Annotated in this window: 16 protein-coding genes and 2 pseudogenes; 6 read left to right on the forward strand and 12 right to left on the reverse strand. The window is 59.4% G+C overall.

From position 1 onward, the window contains the following. Window positions 1-3: 3 nt before the first annotated feature. The 3 genes and pseudogenes from QIY50_19365 to QIY50_19375 all read right to left on the reverse strand — a co-directional run bounded on the left by QIY50_19365 (window position 4) and on the right by QIY50_19375 (window position 3,863). Window positions 4-1,458, reverse strand: a complete 1,455-nt coding sequence (locus QIY50_19365; protein WGV19497.1) for a coniferyl aldehyde dehydrogenase — start codon at window positions 1,456-1,458, stop codon at window positions 4-6. Continuing rightward, a complete protein-coding gene (locus QIY50_19370) occupies window positions 1,455-2,711 on the reverse strand; it encodes an NADH:flavin oxidoreductase/NADH oxidase family protein (GenBank protein ID WGV19498.1) in 1,257 nt (418 codons plus the stop codon). The genes QIY50_19365 and QIY50_19370 overlap by 4 nt, the downstream gene beginning before the upstream one ends. A 75-nt stretch (window positions 2,712-2,786) precedes the next feature. After that, window positions 2,787-3,863 (reverse strand): annotated as a pseudogene (locus QIY50_19375) (saccharopine dehydrogenase NADP-binding domain-containing protein). A 195-nt stretch (window positions 3,864-4,058) separates the two neighbouring features. On the opposite strand from QIY50_19375, the gene QIY50_19380 reads away from it, so the two are divergent. Next, on the forward strand, window positions 4,059-4,862 hold the full coding sequence (locus QIY50_19380) for a type 1 glutamine amidotransferase domain-containing protein (GenBank protein WGV19499.1): 804 nt from the start codon (window positions 4,059-4,061) through the stop codon (window positions 4,860-4,862). A 115-nt stretch (window positions 4,863-4,977) separates the two neighbouring features. After that, complete coding sequence (locus QIY50_19385) at window positions 4,978-5,904, forward strand: acetoacetate decarboxylase (ADC) (GenBank protein WGV23095.1); 927 nt, start codon at window positions 4,978-4,980, stop codon at window positions 5,902-5,904. Between the two features lie 58 nt (window positions 5,905-5,962). Here QIY50_19385 and QIY50_19390 read toward each other — a convergent pair whose 3' ends face one another. After that, window positions 5,963-6,577: a MerR family transcriptional regulator gene (locus QIY50_19390; protein WGV19500.1), complete on the reverse strand. Its 615-nt coding sequence runs from the start codon at window positions 6,575-6,577 to the stop codon at window positions 5,963-5,965. A gap of 57 nt (window positions 6,578-6,634) precedes the next feature. Between QIY50_19390 and QIY50_19395 the strand changes: the two genes are divergently transcribed. Further along, the gene (locus QIY50_19395; GenBank protein WGV19501.1) at window positions 6,635-7,465 is read left to right on the forward strand and encodes an alpha/beta hydrolase; all 831 of its coding nucleotides are present in this window, start codon (window positions 6,635-6,637) and stop codon (window positions 7,463-7,465) included. Between the two features lie 345 nt (window positions 7,466-7,810). Here the strand turns inward: QIY50_19395 and QIY50_19400 are convergent, their stop codons facing one another. After that, entirely contained in the window at window positions 7,811-8,680 is an 870-nt protein-coding gene (locus QIY50_19400) for an AraC family transcriptional regulator (GenBank protein WGV19502.1), read from the reverse strand. Between the two features lie 79 nt (window positions 8,681-8,759). After that, entirely contained in the window at window positions 8,760-9,200 is a 441-nt protein-coding gene (locus tag QIY50_19405) for a GFA family protein (GenBank protein ID WGV19503.1), read from the reverse strand. Window positions 9,201-9,408: 208 nt separating this feature from the next. Here QIY50_19405 and QIY50_19410 point away from each other — a divergent pair, with 208 nt between their 5' ends. Next, entirely contained in the window at window positions 9,409-10,446 is a 1,038-nt protein-coding gene (locus QIY50_19410; GenBank protein ID WGV19504.1) for a sterol desaturase family protein, read from the forward strand. A 33-nt stretch (window positions 10,447-10,479) separates the two neighbouring features. Here QIY50_19410 and QIY50_19415 read toward each other — a convergent pair. The 4 genes and pseudogenes from QIY50_19415 to QIY50_19430 all read right to left on the reverse strand — a co-directional run bounded on the left by QIY50_19415 (window position 10,480) and on the right by QIY50_19430 (window position 14,523). Further along, a pseudogene (locus QIY50_19415) lies at window positions 10,480-10,973 on the reverse strand (hypothetical protein). A gap of 157 nt (window positions 10,974-11,130) precedes the next feature. After that, a complete protein-coding gene (locus tag QIY50_19420) occupies window positions 11,131-12,048 on the reverse strand; it encodes an amidohydrolase family protein (GenBank protein ID WGV19505.1) in 918 nt (305 codons plus the stop codon). A gap of 88 nt (window positions 12,049-12,136) precedes the next feature. Beyond that, window positions 12,137-13,465, reverse strand: a complete 1,329-nt coding sequence (locus QIY50_19425) for an MFS transporter (protein WGV19506.1) — start codon at window positions 13,463-13,465, stop codon at window positions 12,137-12,139. An 80-nt stretch (window positions 13,466-13,545) separates the two neighbouring features. Continuing rightward, window positions 13,546-14,523, reverse strand: a complete 978-nt coding sequence (locus QIY50_19430; GenBank protein ID WGV19507.1) for a hydroxyacid dehydrogenase — start codon at window positions 14,521-14,523, stop codon at window positions 13,546-13,548. A 234-nt stretch (window positions 14,524-14,757) separates the two neighbouring features. On the opposite strand from QIY50_19430, the gene QIY50_19435 reads away from it, so the two are divergent. After that, window positions 14,758-15,435, forward strand: a complete 678-nt coding sequence (locus QIY50_19435; GenBank protein ID WGV19508.1) for an RraA family protein — start codon at window positions 14,758-14,760, stop codon at window positions 15,433-15,435. 132 nt (window positions 15,436-15,567) lie between these two features. Then, entirely contained in the window at window positions 15,568-16,749 is a 1,182-nt protein-coding gene (locus QIY50_19440; GenBank protein WGV23096.1) for an MFS transporter, read from the forward strand. 4 nt (window positions 16,750-16,753) lie between these two features. Here QIY50_19440 and QIY50_19445 read toward each other — a convergent pair whose 3' ends face one another. Next, window positions 16,754-18,088 carry an MFS transporter gene (locus tag QIY50_19445; protein ID WGV19509.1) on the reverse strand — a complete coding sequence of 445 codons (1,335 nt, stop codon included), beginning with the start codon at window positions 18,086-18,088 and terminating at the stop codon, window positions 16,754-16,756. A gap of 46 nt (window positions 18,089-18,134) precedes the next feature. Continuing rightward, window positions 18,135-19,055, reverse strand: a complete 921-nt coding sequence (locus tag QIY50_19450) for an SMP-30/gluconolactonase/LRE family protein (GenBank protein WGV19510.1) — start codon at window positions 19,053-19,055, stop codon at window positions 18,135-18,137. Between the last annotated feature and the right edge of the window lie 110 nt (window positions 19,056-19,165).

The following is a 19,165-nucleotide window of genomic DNA, read 5'->3' on the forward strand; positions in this document are numbered from 1 at the left end:
CCTCTACCGCTCGACTCGGAGTTTTGGCTGTGCCCGAAGCGTGATTGCTATGGCGAATTCAGCCAGTTTGCCGAAAGGTGCTCTGAGCAGGCTAGGTAGGCTCCAGCGACCTTGGACGAATATTCCCTTGGCATGGCTCAGGGAGCGAAAACCCTCGATGCCGTGGTAGGCCCCCATACCGCTCGGCCCTACACCGCCGAATGGTAGATCATCCACGGCAACGTGCAGCAGAGTGTTGTTAATGCCGACATTCCCGGATGTGGTGCGCTTGAGGACAGCCTCGCTGTCGGCATCCATATTGCCGAAATAGTAAAGCGCGAGTGGGCGCGGCCTGGCGTTGATGTAGTCGATTACTTCGTCGAGAGAGCGGTAGGTACGAACCGGTAGCAGTGGGCCGAAGATTTCCTCCTGCATGACCAACGCATCGTCTTCGGCTCCCACGATCAACACCGGAGCCAATGTCCGCGATCGTTCTGCCGCACGCTCTGGGGTCACTCCTACCTCGATCACGTCTGCTCCCTTTGCGTGTGCGTCTTTGATGAGCGTATGCAACCGCATGTAATGCCTGTCGCTGATAATCGAGGTGTAATCGGGACTGGTTGGGCCTTGCGGGTAAGAACGGGCAACAGCGTCGCGGTACTGGGTAATGAATTCGCTCAAGTCGTCTTCATGAACCAGGGCGTAGTCCGGTGCAACGCAGGTCTGACCAGCATTGGATAATTTGCCGAAGACGATGCTTTCCAATGCGCTACGCCCTGCATGGCCTGGCGCCAAGACCACGGGACTCTTGCCGCCCAGTTCAAGGGTAAGCGGTACCAGATTGTCACTGGCAGCGCGCATTACCATTCGACCTACCTGTGTGCTGCCGGTGAACAGCAGGTGATCGAACGGAAGGCTGCTGAAATAGGCGCCTGTCTCAGGGCCGCCGAGTACCACTGCTACCTCATCGGCAGAAAAACAGCTCGCCAACATGCGCTGAATCAGTGCACTGGTGCGTGGCGTAAGTTCGGAAGGTTTGATCATCACCCGGTTGCCAGCCGCGAGCGCAGTTGCCAATGGGATGAAGGTTAGGGAGAACGGGTAGTTCCAAGGCGCCATCACTCCGATCACACCTTTGGGCTGGTACTCCACATAGGCGCGGCCGGCGCGATGAAACGCCGCGACATGACGACGTTCGGGCTTCATGAAACGGCGCAGGTGTCGCAATAAGTAGTCAATGGACTGAACCACGCCAAGCAGTTCCATGATGTCGGTTTCATACCTGGAGCGATTGCCGAAATCAGTACTGATCGCATCCTCTACTTCACGCCTGTGAGCGAGAACCACCGCGCGCAATTTGACCAGGTTGGCCCTGCGTCGTTTAAGGCCGGGTGGCCCGTCGTTAAGAAATGCCCTTCTTTGTTGGTCGAGCATACTGGCGGTGTCGATAGCTGGGGAGTCCACTACAGCGATGGTCATCTTGCGCCTCCCAGGCCGTTGTAATGCGAAGACTTTTCTATCCATTTCCGATATTGGCGAGTGCGAAAGGCCATGGAGAGCTGTTGCAGAATCAGCGCGCGTAACGGTGAAACTCTTGGGTCGGGCTTTTTAGCCTGACTAAGTTTGCGCAATTGAAACTTCACTACTGCCATGTTCGCCAAGGCTGCAATGGCTTTGTTTTTCCATGTGATAGGCGGCAATTGCGGGGCATTGTCTTCGCCCTGCAACCAGTCTCGAGGCAAGTGCGGATCAATGGCTAACGCCGTTCCGATGCCCACCATGTCCACACCACTCTGCACGACGCTTTCGGCCACCGGGCGGCGGCGTATACCGCCGGTGACCATCACCGGCATTTTGGCGACGGTCTGGAGATCACGGGCGAACTCGACGAAATAAGCTTCGCGAGCCAGGGTGCGACCATCGCGCGCGTCACCCTGCATGGCGGGTACTTCGTAGCTGCCTCCCGATAACTCCACCATGTCCACGCTCAGGTCGTTGAGCAACTCAACCACCTTTTTTGCGTCATCGACGGTGAATCCTCCACGCTGGAAATCGGCGGAGTTGAGTTTGACCCCCACTGCAAAATCCGCAGAAACCACGGCCCTGACCGCCTTGACGATTTCGAGCAACAGGCGCGCCCGGTTTTCCAGAGAGCCGCCCCACTCGTCCGTCCTTTGATTGGTCAACGGCGAAAGGAACTGGCTCAACAAATAGCCATGGGCGGCGTGGATTTCCACACCGGTGAATCCGGCTTGTTCGCCCAGGCGTGCGGTGTTCGCAAAGCGCTGAATGACTTCTTCTATCACGCCAGGGGTCATCGCGTGAGGCGTGGCGAAACGCTTGGACAGTTTTCCCAAATCCAGCGGCACGGCCGACGGCGCCCAGGTTTTTTGCCCAAGGTTGGACTGCATCTGCCGACCTGGGTGATTTATCTGCAACCAGAACTGCGCACCACCGGATCGACCAATACGCGCCCAGCGCATGAACTTGTCCAGTTGTTGATCGTCCTGCAATACCACGCCACCCGGTCCGGTCATGGCGCGGCCGTCGACCATCACGTTGCCGGTGATAATCAGGCCGGCACCACCGTCGGCCCACGCTTGATAGAGACGCATGAGTTCCTCGGACGGCGCTTGGTCGGCATCCGCCATGTTCTCTTCCATGGCGGCTTTGGCGATTCGGTTCTTGACGGTCGAACCGTTGGGAAGCATCAGGGTGTCGAACACATTCATGGAGCAGTCCTCAACTGGATATGAGGCCACCTTAAGATTGAAGTCAGCTTTAAGGTCAACACCTTTTTTTCCAGGTCAATCCATCCTCATCTGGCCAGACCCTGGCAAGTGCGTCACCAGATTGGCGCCCAGCAGCTGGGCGGGCGTATAAGCGCCGCCAGTCGGGCGCACCTGTAGTAGGTAGTCGACCACGGCCAACGCAGCATTGATCGTCAGGGTGTACACGTTCGCTGTGTGTACGCGTGCGACTTTGCAGTCACCGCGAGCGTTTCGGGCCTCACCCCACACATAGGTGCCTTGATCGGCACGCTTTTCCTGATCCGGGCCGACTACTGTCTTGCCGATGCGCCTTGAGCAGACTCTGCACGAAGGACAAAACCAACAGCGGACGAATGAAATTGGCGAATCAGGCGCCGCGAATCATCCCCGCTGAGCCTGGAATAAACACTTCGATATTGGCAATACCAGTGGTGCCAAGCTGTGGAAACGTCGCCCCAAGGAATGGTCATGGCCAATTTCTCTCCGGCGCCAAAGTCGATACGCCGTACCCGATACGCCAGCGGTACCGAGACAATTTTGCCGTCACGACGAACCTTGCCGCCCTGCGCCATGCCTTTCAATCGAAGTATTGGCAGTACCGGGTGAAAAGCTCGAGCGCGAATCAAACCCCAGCGCCAAATGCGTTGCATCCGGCAGTGCGTTTTTCAATACGGCAGCGACACAGTCAGTCGGCACCACATCAAAGCCGACGCCGGGGCAAATGACCACGCCCGCCGCACGCGCCCGTTCACTCAAGGACTGGGCGTGCTCGAATACGGCAATTTCGCCGGTGATGACCAGGTAGTGCGCATTGACGCGCAAGCAGGCTTCCATCATAGGGGTGGCGGTCGCTGAAAACGGCCCTGCGCAATGCAGAATCAAGCCATGGCCTTTGATCTGAGCAAGCAACCGCACTTGATCGTCCAGTCCGAACACTCGGGTTTCAAGGCCCAGCTCCCGACCCAGGGCTTCGACCTTGTCACGGTTGCGTCCCGCCAGCACAGGCTTAAGCCCACGCTTTACAGCATCACGAGCGATCAACTCGCCGGTGTAGCCATTGCCGCCATAGATCATCCATTTGAACTGCATATTCAGGTTGTCTTGCTGACTCATGCATTGCTCCGGACGGTATTGATGACGTGCGTTATTGCCTTGCCCAATCAGTGCCAGACGCTAGCGTTAAAGTCAGGTTGAAGGTCAAGCGGAAGTGAGCAACTGCCGACGGAAATTATTTGCAGCAGTGGGGATTGACCTTAAAGCGAGGTTTAAGGTGAGCATGCACTGACCTGCTTGATTGATGGAACCCGGATGATGCTCAAGACCTTTGTTTCTTATGCGTTGGTATTGATAGGTAGCGCTTTCATGACATTGGCAAATGCTGACACCGCCCCTTCCACAATGACTGCCAAGAATCGCCAAATTCTGGTGATTCTGACCAATCACGCCAGCTATCCATCACGAACCGATACCACGGGGTTGTGGCTGACTGAGCTGACGCATTTCACCGATGTAGTGGAGGCGGCTGGCTACAGCACAGTTTTTGCCAGCCCCAAAGGCGGTGCGGTGCCACTGGACGAGCGCAGCCTCGGTTGGCTGTACATGGACAAGGCCGCCCGTGAGCATTTGCAGTCCCCGGCCTTTCGCGCTCGCCTGCAAAGCACGCTGCCGATCGCCGATATCGATCCGTCCCAGTTCGGCGTCATCTACTTCACCGGGGGCCATGGAGTGATGTGGGATTTCCCCAATAATCCCGACCTGCGTCATGTCGCCGAAACCATCTACAACCAGGGTGGCATCGTCTCGGCCGTCTGCCATGGCGTAGCGGGTCTGTTGGATCTGAAGGATGAACAAGGCCAGTTGATCATCAAGGGCAAGAACATCACCGGCTTCTCTAATCGCGAAGAGCTGTTCTCCGGCATGAAAAGCCAGGTTCCCTTCTTCCTTGAGGACAAGTTGGTGAGCCAGGGTGCGCGGTACCGCAAGGGCTGGCTGCCATTCACGTCATTTGCCATCACGGATGGAAGGCTTGTCACCGGCCAAAACCCTCAATCGCCCAAAGCCGTAGCTGAAGCCGTGATGGCGGTGCTCTCTGGCGAAAACGTAACTCGCTGAACCCTGAAGTAGTTCCCACCCCCCGGAGAAAGACCGATTGAAACTCGCAAGCGCCGTATTAACAGGATTGCTATTCAGCTCAATTGCCAACCATGTGTTGGCGGGGACGCCTGAAATGCTCAGCCCGACTGAAACCAGCACAATCAATATCGCAGGCCACACAGTGCCGGTCGTCAAGGGCGGCCTGTACGACCGTTATCGCTCGAACCCGCCCTTGTCGGTGATTGCAGCAGAACTGCCGGATGTTGATGTGAGCTGGTTCAAAGGACTGGAAAAGCACAAGGTCGACATTGGCTTCGAGTCATACTCCCCGAACTTTTACTACCAGAACAGTCGCGTTACGGCGGTCTATACGGCCGATCTGGACGCACTGCGGGCCCTGATGCCTCCGGAAATAATGGCCACCGTGCAACCCCTACAAGTCTGGCCGGGCCGGGGTTTGATCGCATTCACCGCGTACACCTATGAACATTGCGATAACGACGCCTATAACGAAGTGGCCGTGTCGATCATCACCAACAAGCCCGGCAAATCGAATCTGGGGCCGTTCACGCTGATTGGCCAGTCGATGTCTGGCGATTTCTGGGGCTATGTGCTCAAGCTGCCGGTCAATACAGAGCTTGCGCGGGTTCGTGGTGTCGTCGGCTATAACCTGCCGAAATGGCTGACCGGGATTGACCGCAAAGAAGGTGCGCAATCGGTGGTCTATGACATCACCGACAGCCAGACCGGCAAGGTCGATGTGTCCTTCAAAGGGAAGAAGCTAAATGGCCTCTCGCATGATGTCGATATCGTCACCAGCAGCTTCACCAACCTCGATCATCAGGGCCGACTGGTCTATGGGTACGCTGTTTCCCGCCAGCTCAGCCACGGCTCCAGCCGCGATGCGGATTCGGCCACCCTCACTCTGGGTGACGGCAGCCTGTCGAATTACCTCCGAGCCCTGAAACTCGGGAAAATGATGAAGTATGAATACGTGCCTGAGTTCCAGAGTGCGCTCTACGCGCCTAAACCGCTTGCTACTCTGGTTGGCGAGCGCTGAAACCTGTTACGCCCGTCAGGCCTCGGAGGCCTGGCGGGCGTTTTTTTCGTGGAAGACGTTACCGCACGTTTGCCGGAAGCTTGGCCCCCCTTTTTTTCCGCAAACGATTTATCAGCATTTGCGCATTGTCCGCACACGCCATGCCTTCGGGCTTACCCTCGATGCCCTTGATGACGAGCAGAAGTTGCGCTTTATTCTGGGCTAGCCGTTCCTGTAGAACACCGATTTCCTCGACCTTTTGCTTGAGCCCACTGAGCAACTCATCGTGCTGCCAGCCGCTGGCATTCATCGGCATCAATTGCCGGATTTCTTCCAATGAAAAACCCGCCGCCTGCGCTCCGGTGATGATCTCCAGAACCCACTCGGTATCAGGCGCGTAGTCCCTGTAGCCATTTGCTTTGCGTTCGACGGACCTGATCAGGCCGCTTGCCTCATAGAACCGGATGCGTGACGGCGCCAATCCGCTGATTTTCGCCAGTTCGCCTATTCTCATAACCCACCCTGAAAAACCTATTGACCTTAAAGTTGACTTTAAACCTAAAGTCATCGGGCGGCCAAGCAGCACAAATGCGACGTGTTGCTCAGCCGTTATGGAAGTCATGGGGCAGGCGCAACAATCCACAATCGCGCCCTCTGAACCGCCTATCGGATGGGCTGCACTTTGTTCATTCAAGGCCATGCTCCGAACGCGATTCGGTATAGGCCCTCACTTCATTCTGGAGATACGAACATGGGGTATGTCACTACGCAAGACGGTGTTGAAATATTTTACAAAGACTGGGGGCCACGCGATGCCCAGGTAATCTTCTTCCACCACGGATGGCCACTCAGCGCGGACGATTGGGACGCGCAAATGCTCTTTTTCCTGGCCAACGGTTTCCGGGTTGTAGCACACGACCGACGTGGTCATGGGCGATCCAGCCAGGTCTGGGATGGACACGACATGGATCACTATGCCGATGACGTCGCGGCAGTGGTTAATCATCTCGGCGTGCAAGGCGCTGTCCATGTCGGTCACTCCACCGGCGGAGGTGAAGTCATCCATTACATCGCGCGCCACGGTGAAGACCGAGTGTCGAAAGCAGCCATCATCAGCGCTGTGCCGCCGCTGATGGTTCAGACCCCGAGCAATCCTGGCGGCCTGCCTAAATCAGTTTTCGACGACTTGCAGGCACAACTACAGGCGAATCGCGCACAGTTCTACCACGACGTTCCAGCAGGGCCTTTTTACGGCTATAACCGCCCGGGTTCAAAACCGTCCGAGGGCATCGTCTGGAACTGGTGGCGACAAGGCATGATGGGCTGTGCAAAGGCACACTATGACGGGATCGTGGCGTTTTCTCAGACCGACTTCACCGAAGATTTGAAGAGCATCAAGATTCCTGTCCTGGTGATGCATGGTGATGATGACCAGATCGTTCCTTATGAGAACGCCGGCGTTCTTTCAGCCAAACTTCTGCAAAACAGTACGCTCAAAATCTACCCAGGCTTTCCGCACGGAATGCCTACAACCAATGCCGATACGATTAACGCCGATCTGCTCGCATTCGTAAGGAGCTAATCAATATAGGGCGGTGGGTAACCCCGCCCTATTCCAAAGCCACCAAATCGACGCGTTTAAATTCAGCGAAATGCCGTCAAAAATGTGCCATATAGATAATTGCTTTTTTATCCGAAAGAGGTATTTGGTGAGTGTCTACTTTGGGCCGAAAGCGGTCATTTTCATGTAATGGATTTGGCAGTTCGGCCATTCCATCTAGCCCATTTAGGGCGCGGATCAATAGCCCTCTGCCGGTCACCTCCGGCAGAGGGCACCAGTTTCCGCCAATCTCCGCCAAAAACGGACGAAGGTCTCGCAGATGGCATACCTCAGAACCGCTGGAGGCCATCTCTGCCCACCAGCCACCTACTTTAGCGGCACGTAGATATCCGTTTGCCATTCCTCCAGCGGCGTTTCCGGATACACGCTCAAGTAGTGAAAGAACAACGGATGATCACGCAGTTCCTCGGTACTCGAAGGCAACCAGTCCCGATAAACCGGATAGATGGTTTCACCAATATAGTCAGGCGACCCTGTATGCCGAATCACGGCGCAGCGGCCCGCCGGGATGATGCGTTCGTGCACGCCGAAATCATTCGGCTGCACGGCTTCGTCTATCTCGCCACACACAGCGAAGCGAAAGGCGTGCGCCGGGGTGGTATCGGGGTTGTCGTAGGGAATGCCGAAGGTTCGGCTGCTGGCCACCGGTGACTGACCGCTTTGAATGCGCCATTGGCGAAAACGCGCGACGCTTTCACTGACCAGGCTGGGCGCCCCTTGGTGTTCGAGCGCGGCCACATGAGTTTCGGCGAAATCCACGATACGGATCTGCATGGTAATGCTCCTGGAATGGTGGGGAACAATGAAAACCGCACTCCAGGCCTGCCAGATCGGGGCCTTGGCGAATACGCTCGGCGCCATGCCAAAAGCACGCTTGAAGGCCCTGGAAAAGGCTTCGGGGCTTTCGAAGCCGGCGTCGAACGCTGCTTCCAGCACCGAGATGGCAGGCGAAGCGACCAGTTGATGCGCCGCGCGTCGCAGCCTCATCAGTTGCACATACCGTGAAACCGGAATGCCCATGTATGCCGTGAACTGCCGATGAAAGTGAAAGGCCGAGAAATTGGCGATACGGCTCAGGGCATTTACCGACAGGTCCCCTTCGAGGTGGCTGTCGATGTAGGCAAGCACGGCTTTGAACCGTTTTGCGTAGGTCGGGTTGTGCTGTGAGTCAGTCAACGAACGGAATCTCCGGAAGGTGCGGTGAGCGCTAGCATCCGTTGTTCAGGCATGGAGGTGCCTAGCCGTGATTGCTCTATCAAGGATTGTATTGACCGTGCTGTGGGTGGCCCGGTGTTGCCAGTGGTTGCAGGTGGGGGCAGTGGGCTGAGTACCAGGGGGCAGCAGAATCGACATGAACGTGTTTCTGCTTCTTGGGCTGGAACGGGGTATCAAGAGTGCCCAGTGCTATCGAAACCCAGTCGGCAAAGTCACCCTGGGAACGTGACCAGAACAACGTTGAGCCGCACTCGGCGCAGAACTCGCGTACTACCGTGGGCGAAGAGGCAAAGGCTTTGATGCTGTTGGTGCCGCGGAGGATTCGCAGCCTGCTGCGCGGAACGCTGCCGTATGAGGCGAAGGCTGCACCGTGGCTTTTGCGGCACTGGCTGCAATGGCAATGACTGACTGCCTTGGGAGGGGTGAGCAGCAAGTAACAGACCGCTGCGCACAAGCAGCTTCCTTCGTATGTTTCGATCATTGGCGCTTCCGTGCAGGTGGAAAGCGCCAGCGTAACTGCCCTCGCATGATCAGTCGACCGGGCGCAGCGGGTAGTTCCCCCTCGGACCTTGTCTGCAAGGTGGTACTGCCTGTGTCGGTGGAGGGTGCCAGGCGCTTGCATAAAACCGCTTGAGTAAATAAAACTGATTTACAATTGCACCCCCCGTTTTTGCCGAGGCTGACGTTTCGTGGATGCCCTGCCGCTTTTCTCTGAGCACCTTACCGATTGGGTTATCACGCCCGTTACCGAGCAGTTTCTCGGCATTTTCAATATGAACGGCCGTTTCGGGGTCTTGTTCCTTTGCATCTCCTATGGCGCAGCCTACGGCCTGTTCCGTTTCAGGAAGCGGCGCGGCCTGAGCGACGCCCAGTCGTTCTGGCAATTCATCGGCGGCGCCCGGGTACATCTGCATCCCTCGGCGCTGCTGGACTACCGCTACTACTTCGTTCGGGCCATCCTCAAGGTCGCGCTGGTGCTGCCCGTCGTCCAACTGGTCGACCCCTACATCCTGCGCTCCGGCGATTACCTGGCCTTTTTCAACAACCTCTGGGGCGCGCGCCCGCGCCTGGGCGAAAACCTCGCACTGTCCTTGCTCTACGGGTTGGGGGTGTTCCTGCTCAAGGACTTCATCCATTACTGGGCGCACCGGGCCTTTCACTCCCGCTGGCTCTGGGCCTTTCACAAGGTCCACCATTCGGCGCCCGTGCTGGTACCGGCGACGGCGAGCCGGGTGCATTTCGTGGAAAAGATCGTCGAGAAACTGAGCACCGGCATTTGCATTGGCCTCTACGCCGGATGCTTCTGGTACCTCTGCGGCGGTGAAGTCAGCCGCTACACCCTGTTCGGCGTGACCTACCTGGTGTTCATCTTCAACAGCCTGGCGGCCAACCTGCGGCATAGCCACGTCTGGCTGTCGTTCGGCCCGCAACTGGAACATGTGTTCAACAGCCCGGCCCAGCACCAGATCCATCACAGTGACGCCACGCGCCATTACAACCGTAACTTCGGCACCAACCTGTCCCTCTGGGACTGGATGTTCGGCACGCTCTATGTCACTACATCAACGCCCGAAAACATCCGCTTCGGCACCAGCGAGCAGGACCACCAGCGTTACCTGACGGTCTATAGCCTGATCGTCACGCCCTTTGTCGAAACCGGCCGCAAGGTCCTGGTGAAGTGCCAGCGCAAGGCTGTGCTCGGCGCGTCCGGCAGGGCGGGTCGTTAGCTGATCCCGTGTTTGTTGCGAACGACTGACCGCTCAGGCGGGGAACTGGGCTTTCCAGTGCCTGGCAATCTCTTCGCGCCGGTAGACCCACACCCCGTCGTGGCCCTGCACGTAATCGAGAAAGCGCGCCAGCGCCATCGCACGACCAGGATGGCCACTGATCCGCCCATGCAGACCCACGCTCATCATCTTCGGGTGGTGCGCGCCCTCCTGCCACAACAGGTCGAAAGCATTCTTTAGCATCCGGAAGAAGTCTTCACCGCGCCGAACAGCTCCAGAATGCGCCACACACCTGCGCGCGATCCGTATTCGTACATGCCCTCGACGCTCAGGTCCGGTTCCCTCACGCGCGGCGGGCGGCCCGGTAGTTCATGAAGCCAGGCCTCCGACTGTGCATCGCCATTGAGCATGCATGACTCCGCGCCCTCTTCGATGTTGAGTACGAACTGGATCGCGACGCGCGCCCCACCGGGCCATCGCGGGTGGGGTGGGTTGCCGCCATAACCGATCAGGTTGCGAGCGGACATCAGCCCGGCTCGAAGGTCGTGACGGCGAACACGTTCGTACCTTTAACACGAGTATTGATCCAGGCCGTTACGACGCCTGCAGGACATGTTCATCGCCACAGATCTGAGTAGTTTCGTCATTCGTCCGATGTGGGCGACTTTTCGGTTTGGCAGGTGATCAGAAGTCGTAGAGCTGAGCGGGGTTGTCGCGCAAGATCAGGGTCCGGGTTTGCTCCTTTGGAGCCCAGCGCATCAGCAGGTCAAGGATCAGCGCATCGTCGGGTTTCCGCTCGACGGCAAGCGTCGGGTGCGGCCAGTCGCTGCCCCATAGCATGCGGTCAGGGCGATGGCTGATCAGTGCAGTGGCGACTCGGCCGACGTCCTCGAACAGCGGTGCTCCGGTTTTCGAGCGAAGATAAGGTGCCGACAGCTTGATCCATGCCCGGTCGGTGTCCAGCAGCTGCACCAGTGCGGCGAAAGCCGGCGACTTCAGCGCTTCTGGCTGTGGTACATGGCCCATGTGGTCGATAACGATCTTGCCTGGCAAGGCCAGCAAGCGCGGGGCAACTTCGGGCAGCAGCGGCCCGGGAGCGACCTGTACGTTCCAGCCCAGTTCGCCGACCCGCGCGGCCAAGCTTTCCAGCCCATCGAGCGCCTGGCTGCCGACGCTCAGGTTGAAGCGGATACCACGCACTCCTGCCTGATGCAGTTCGGCAAGTTCTGCGTCGGTAATCGCATTGGACACAACCGCCACACCCCGGGCATCGCCTCGGCTGCGCAACAAGCCATCGAGCATCACCCGGTTATCAGTGCCGTAGGTCGATGGCGTGACGATGACCATGCGGCGGGTGCCCAGGCGCTGCTGCAACTTGCGGTAATCCTCCAGCGAGGCATCCGCCGGCAGCAGGGTAGCGCCGGGTGCGGCCGGGATGCGGCTGTCATAGAGGTGCATGTGGCAGTCGATGCTGCCTGCGGGCGGCGTCAGGCGCGGGTGCGCATCGCCCTTGCTGAAGGGCACGTCGGCCATGGCGCCCATGGAGGCGGCAGCACCCAGTGCACCGGTGGCCTGCAAGAATTGACGACGAGACAGCGTCATGGATATTCCTCGTATCTTGTTGTTGTGAAATGACGATGCCCACGTTCCTGAGGCAGGAAAGTGGGCATCGAAGTACGGCTTGCGCGGCTTATTTCGCGCTGACGGCGCCGGCTGTCTCAGCTTGCTCGCGCTGGCGCTTGCGGCCGATCACCAGTACAGCGATACCGGCCACGGTGCATAGTGCGGCCAATGGCATCAGTGCCAGGGAGTAGCTGCCGGTGGCATCGTGGATGGCGCCGTAGGCGTTGACCATGATGCCCCCGCCGATCAGGTTGGCCATGGCGCCCACGGCTGCCAGCCCCGCAGCAGCGGTCGACGAAGACAGCCAGCCCGACACCAGTGCCCAGAACGGGCCTTTCATCGAGTACGCCCCCACCAGGACCATGGTCAGCATCACTACCGTCGCCGGCAGGGACGAGGTAAACAAGGTCATCAGCAGGCCCGCTGCGATCAGCAGCATGGTCATGGCCGTGTGCCAGCGACGCTCGCCGCTACGGTCGGAGCTGCGGCCCCAGATGATCATGAGCACCGAGGCGATGCCGTAAGGGATGGCATTCACGAGGCCGATTTCCATGGCGCTGAGACCAAAGGTTTTCAGCAACTGCGGGGCCCACACGCTCATTGTGCTGCCGGCGGCAGAAGCGCCCGAGTAGATCAGTGCCAGCACCCAGATGTCTTTGTGGCGCAGCAGCTTCCACAGCGAAATATGGCCGATGGCGGTCTTTTTCGAGGCTTCATCAGCCAGGCGCTTGGTGAGCCAGCCGCGTTGCTCGTCACTCAGCCACCTGGCCTGCTCGGGGCGGTCGGTAAGCACGAACAGGCAGGCGATGCCCAACAGTACGGCAGGAATGCCTTCGAGAATGAACAGCCAGTGCCAGCCACGCATGCCCATCCAGCCGTCCAGGTTCAGTAGCAGACCCGACAGTGGCGAGCCGATGAAGTTGGCGGCAGGGATCGCCACCATGAACAGCGCCACCATGCGTGCTCGGTAGGCAGACGGCAGCCAGTAGGTGAGGTACAGCAGCACGCCCGGGAAGAAACCGGCTTCGGCAGCGCCCAGCAGAAAGCGCATCACGTACAGAGAGTTTGCACCCTGAACGAATGCCGTGCCTGCAGAGATCAGGCCCCAGGTGATCATGATGCGGGCTATCCAGATACGTGCCCCGTATCGCTGCATGGCCAGGTTGCTGGGTACTTCGACCAGGAAGTAGGCAAAGAAGAACAGGCTGCTGGCGAAGCCGAACACCTTGGCCGTGAGCTGCAGGTCCTCGTTCATCTGCAGGGAAGCCATGCCGATGTTGCCGCGGTCGATGATCGCGATCAGGTAGCAGACGATCAGAAAGGGCAGCAGTCGCCAGGCGATACGGCGCATGGTGCTGCGTTCGAGTTCATCCGGCAGCGATGTTGCTGAAGTCATGGTGCTCTCCAATTGTTTTTTTTCTGGAGTGACGCGTGTGGACGTGCCCCCGCTCACGAAGAGGCACGCGAGGGGTGCGATCAGCTGGCGAAGAGGTGGCGGTTGACCACGCAACGCGGGTCCAGAGCATTGCCCGCCCACACATCGAGAACCTGCTTCAGCGCTACCAGGCCTACCCGTTCGCGGGCCTCGGTGGTGTTGGCACCGACATGCGGCGTGGCGACCAGTGTCGGCAGACCCCACAGCGGGCTGTCGGCAGGCGGCGGCTCGGGGCTGAAGGTATCCAGGCCGGCACCGGCGATGCGGCGTTCGCTGAGCGCTTTTACCAGGGCGTTGGTGTCGATCAGCTCACCACGGGCCGTGTTGATCAGGATGGCGCCAGGGCGCATGCGCTCGAGCTGGGCAGCGCCAATCAGGTTGTGGTTGGTCTCGGTCAGCGGGCAGTGCAGGCTGATGATATCGCTTTCAGCCAGCAGGCGATCGAAATCCTCTTCACGCTCGACGTGCGGGCGCTCCGGCAGTTGCTTGAGGTAGGGGTCGAATACCTTGACCTTCATCCGCAGTGGGGCCACCAGGTCCATGAGGATGCTGCCGATCGAGCCCAGACCGATAAGCCCCAGGGTTTTGCCCGACAACTCCATGCCGTTGGCCGAGGATTTGTCCCAATGCCCGTCACGCATGCGCGCATCCAGCAGTGCGGTTTGACGTGCCACGCTGAACATCAGGGCGAAAGCCAGCTCGGCCACCGACTGGGCATTGGCGCCCAGGGCGATCGATACCGGGATGCTGCGGTCGGCGGCGGCCTGGAGATCGATGGTGTTGTAGCCCACGCCGTGCTTGGCGATCACTTTCAGGTTGGCTGAAGCATCGATCATGGCGCGGGTCAGTTTGCCCTGGCGGACCACGATGGCATCGGGCTGTTCGGCGCGAATGATGGCTTCCAGTTCTTCGGCGGGCAGGTAGGGCGTGGTGGGGACGATCCTGACGCCCTGTTCGGCGGCAAGGTTCATGGCCTCGGCAGCAAGCTCAGGGCCGGTCAGCAGAATGGTACGGGACATCGTGGATACCTTGTTCTTGTCAGGGGGCGGTTCGGCGCAGTCTGCCGCTCATTTGCGGCACTGGAATAAACCCTATCATAATGAAACGCTGTTGCAAGAAAATTAAAGTCGGTGTCATTGTGCCCCGAAAAAAGGCGTTAAAAACCAATTGCCATGTGTTTAATGAAATGACATTCTAAAAATGGATTCGGCAGCTGCCGGCGACATCGAATAAAACCAAGAGAGGTATGTCACATGAGCATTGGCTTCCAGGTGCTTGAGCGCACACGCAAAGTCGGTGATGAATGGGTTGCACGTTATCGTGAGGTTCCGGTTGCCAACGTCAGCGATTCGATGAACCGGATGACTGCAGGCGGTGCCCGCCTGCGCCCCATGCATCGCGAAGGTGTGCTGTGCGGCCCGGCCTTGACAGTCAAGGCGCGCCCAGGTGACAACCTCATGCTGCATTACGCGATCGATATCGCTCAGCCGGGCGATGTGATCGTGGTCGATGCCGGTGGTGATCTGACCAACGCCCTGATCGGTGAAATGATGGTGGCTTACGCGGTCAAGCGTGGTTTGGCCGGTATCGTCATTAACGGCGCCATTCGCGATGCGGCCAACATCGGCGCGGGTGACTTCCCGTTGTTCGCTGCTGGCGTTTCGCACCGTGGCCCATACAAGGACGGCCCGGGCGAGATCAACGTGCCGATTGCCATTGATGGTATGGTGATCGAGCCGGGCGACCTGGTGATCGGTGATGACGATGGCCTGCTGTGCGTGCCTTACGACCACGTCGCTGAGGTCTATGCTCGCGCCACCGCCAAGCACACTGCCGAAACCGCACAGATGGAACACATTGCCCAAGGCACCAACGACCGTTCCTGGGTCCTGGAGTCCTTGAAGAAGAAAGGCTGCCTGCTGCCAGGCTGATCCAGCATGCGCTGCGCACCTTGCGATGGGGTGTGCAGCGGCTGTCGGGTTGGTGTCGGTCGCGGGTTCTATTGAGGATTCGCAGACTTGTCCGATACATCGTCACCGCATCGCAAACGTTGGCCCGCCGCCGTGCGGGCGCTCGCTCATCGCAACTTTCAGATCTATTTCGCCGGCCAGGGAGTTTCCACCCTGGGCAAGTGGGTTCAGCAGGTTGCACTGGCCTGGCTGGCCTATCATCTGACCGGCTCTGCCGTACTGCTGGGGCTGATCACCTTCCTTTCGCTCGCGCCGCAATTGCTCATCGGCCCGTTGGCGGGAGCCTGGATCGATCGGCATGACAAACGCCGGTTGCTGATCATCGTGCAACTTATCCTGATCGCGCAGTCGCTCGTGCTGGCGATTGCAACCTGGCGTAACTGGGTCGATGGCCCGTTCATTGCTGCCATGGCATTGTTGCTTGGCTTGCTCAATGCCTTGGAAACCCCTCTGCGCCAAGCGCTGATTGGCAGTTTTGTCGACGACCCGGCCGACCTGCCGAACGCGCTGGTGCTCAATGCGATGTTGATCAATGCCGCACGGTTCGTCGGCCCGCCATTGGCCGGTGGGCTCATTGCCCTGGCCGGCGAGGCGGCCTGCTTCGCCCTTACTGCCGTGGCTTTCATGGCCTTGCTGGGTGGCTTGCTGAAAGTGCGCGGCATTGCCGGCCCGAAGGCCAGTGGCTCAACCGCGCAAGTGTTTCGCGAAGGGCTGTTGTACCTGTGGCAAACGCGCTACGTTCGCCAGCTGCTAGTCAACGTGATCATGGTCAACTTGTTGGCATCCTGCTACGCGGCACTGCTGCCGATCCTGGCCAGGGCCGTGTTCGCTGGCGATGCGCGGGTGCTTGGCTGGTTGTGGGGGGCGGCAGGCGCGGGCGCGTTCGTGGCCACGCTGGTGCTGGCGGTTGGCGGCGCATTGCCTCGCCTGCGCCAGTTCACCGATGCTGGGGCACTGCTATGCGCGGTTGCGCTGATCGGTTTGTGCATGGCGGGTGCGCTGCCACTGGCTTTGCTGGCGCTGGGCGTTCTGGGTTTCGGCATCACCCTGAGCAATGTCAGTACGAACATGCAGTTGCAAAGTGGCGCACCCAGCCATTTGCGTGGCCGGGTGATCGCTTTCTATATTGCCATGCGCTTCGGCTTCGAAGCTTTGGGCGGCATGGCGGCGGGGCTGGTCGCGGCCCGCTGGGGAGCGCCGGCGACCTTGGGGGTCGCCGGAGGGTTTCTGGTGATCGGGCTGTTGGGTCAATACGGCATGCGTCGCCGCCGCTGAGCGGTCAGATTGTCTGGCCTTGGCCGTGAGGCGCCTGCTGCTTGGCAGGGTCGCCCAGCCAGAGCATCAGGCAGGTGCCGACCAGCAGGATCGATGCAACAGCAAAGAACGGCATGCTGAAGCTATGAGTGGCGTCCTTGATCAGGCCGATCAGGAACGGGCCTGTGAAGCCGCCCAGGTTGCCGATCGAGACGATCATCGCCAGGCCGCCAGCGGCGGCGCGACCGGTCAGGAAGGTCGAAGGTATCGCCCAGAACGTGGCCTGGAATGACAGGATGCTCGCCACCGCCACGCACAGGCTGGCGATCTTCAACACCGGCTGGTCAAGCAGGGCGGCGGCCACCAGGGCCACGGCGGCCAATGCCAATGCACTGACCACATAGGGCAGGCGGTGATGGCTACGGTTGGCCAGCCGTGCCCACATCGTCATTGCCAGTGCCCCGAGCAGGTAGGGCAGGGCGACCACCAGGCCGACCGCGCCGCTATCGATGCCCAGACCTTTGATGATCTGCGGCAGCCACATGCCTATGCCAATCGAGCCGACGATGCAGCAAAAGTTGATGGCCGCCAGGGTGAACACCTTGGGGTTGGTCAAGGCTGCGCGTAGCGTATTGCCATGAGATGCACCGATGGCCTGTTGTTCTTGGGACAGGCGCTGGTCAAGCCATGCTTTCTCTCGCGGGTTGAGCCATTTTGCCTTGGACGGGGTATCGACCAGTACGAAGAGGCAAGCGATGCCAAGCAGCACGGCCGGCATCGACTCGGTGACCAGCAGCAGCTGCCAGTTCTTCAGGCCCAAAACACCATGCTGTTCCATCAGCCAGCCGGACAGGGGCGAGCCGACGATGTTGGCCGCAGGAATGCCCAGCAGGAAGGCGGCAGTAGCTTTCGCCCGCCATTTGCCGGGGAACCAGTAGGTGAAGTACAGGTATACGCCGGGCGTGAAGCCTGCTTCGGCAAGCCCCAGCAAAAAGCGCGCAATGCTGAAACTGATTGGTCCGGTGGCGAACGCGGTGGCCATGGAGATCAGCCCCCAGGTGATCATGATTCGCGCAATCCACACCCGTGCGCCGAAGCGCTGCATCAGCAGGTTGCTGGGGATCTCGAACATGAAGTAGCCGAAGAAGAACAGGCCGGCTGCCCAGCCGAACATCGTCGCGGTAAGGCCCAGGTCCTGGTTCATGCTGATGGCGGCGAAGCCGACATTGGTGCGGTCGAGGTAGCTGATTACGTAGCAGATGAAGATGAACGGCACCAGGCGCCACAGCACGCGGCGCATCAGGCGTTCGCCCTCGGCGTCGCTGAGCGGCGCCTGGGCAGCGGGGGTTTCGTGGGTCATGTCGTCACTCTTTTGTAGTTGTTGTGTGCCCTGACAGGGGGCTGGTTCAGCTGTGGGAATACATTGACAGCCCAGGCGCAGTGGTGCGCACCTGCAGAATGCTGCCGGTTTCGGATTCGGTGATGTACAGGGTCTGCCCGTCATTGCCGCCGAAGGCCAGGTTGGTGTTGCTGATGCCTGCGCAGGAGACGATGCGCTGCAACGGCTCAGCGACTTTCGACAGCTTCCATACCGAGCCGAAACCGGTATGGGCGATATACAGGTTGCTCTGTGCATCGAGGGCCAGGCCGTCGGGGCCGCCCAGCCCACCATGCAGCTGGGCGAAAACGCCCACCTTGCCGACGATCGAGCCGTTGCCCAACGGGATGCGCCAGATCTGTTGCGCGCGTGTCACGGCCACCAGCAGGTGATTGAGGTGCGGGTCGTAGACGATGCCATTGGGGCTGGGGATGGTGCCAAGCAGACAGGTCAGGTTGCCGCTGGCGTCGAGCTTGTACACGCGGCCGCTGGCATCTTGCAGCCCGGTCTGGCCTTGGTCTGTGAAATACAGGTCACCGTTAGGTGCGAACACCAGGTCGTTGACGCCTTTGAAACCTTCCGAACCAGCCGAGTCCAGCAGCGCTTCGAGAGCACCGGTATCTGGGTCGAGCACCATGATCCCGCGCTTGTAGTCGGTAATGAAGATGCGTCCATCCTGGTGAATCTTCAGGCCGTTCGGCCAGCCATCGTACTGACACACCAGTTCCCAATCGCCCTGCGGCGAGATGCGGAAAATTCGCCCGTTGGGGATGTCGGTCACGTAAAGGCGGCCTTGACGATCGAATGATGGGCCTTCGAGGAACGAGTCGATGGCACGGCCCTGGCGGTTGGCATTGGCCCAGGCGGTCGGGCGCGGGTCGCGGAAGCGGTCGGGCAGGCGGGTGAATACCGTGGTCTCCACGGTCGGCGGGGCAGCAAAGAAGCTCATGGGCGCTCCTGTAGGGCCGGGGACGCTTGGGCGTCCGATTGTTGTTTGATGTATTTAATGCAACGACGTTGCAAAATAAAACAAAACCGGGCGAAGGGTGAAGCTGTTTT

This window comes from Pseudomonas putida (assembly GCA_029953615.1).
Taxonomy (GTDB): domain Bacteria; phylum Pseudomonadota; class Gammaproteobacteria; order Pseudomonadales; family Pseudomonadaceae; genus Aquipseudomonas.